The organism is Streptomyces sp. DH12, assembly GCF_020873895.1.
Classification (GTDB): domain Bacteria; phylum Actinomycetota; class Actinomycetes; order Streptomycetales; family Streptomycetaceae; genus Streptomyces.
The window spans coordinates 1-445 of record NZ_JAHWGT010001139.1; the positions used below are offsets into that span (position 1 = coordinate 1).

The window sequence follows — 445 nt, forward strand, 5'->3', positions numbered from 1 at the left end:
TCCTCGTCGTCGCCCTGCACGCCGCCTCCGCCGTACGGCCGCACGTCGTCGGGCCCGACGGGCTGCGGGTCCGCCGGGCCGTCCTCGTCGATCTGCGGATACCGCGGGAGCGGATCGCCTCCGTGCGGCGTGAGCTGCGGATGACGCACGAACCGGCGGACGGGGAGCTGAACCTCGCCGTCGGCTCGCGGACGACCGTGACGGTGGAGCTCGCGGAGCCGGTCGCGCACCGGTCGTTCCTCGGCCGCACCCGGGACGTGCGCGTGGTCCGCTTCCACGCCGACGACGCCGAGGGCCTGGTCCGGGCGCTCGCCGCCGCCCCGCAGGGGTCCGCGGGCCACGCCGTACCCTGACAGGCGAGCTCGACCGAAGGAGTATCTGTGCTTGTCCTGCTGCCGCCGTCCGAAGGCAAGGCCGCTTCCGGCCGCGGTGCCCCGCTGCGGAC

Annotated in this window: 1 pseudogene; it reads left to right on the forward strand. The window is 75.7% G+C overall.

Features of this window, described 5'->3' with window-relative positions:
- Positions 1-353, forward strand: a pseudogene (locus tag LPA54_RS38920) (hypothetical protein); the annotation flags it as partial.
- Between the last annotated feature and the right edge of the window lie 92 nt (positions 354-445).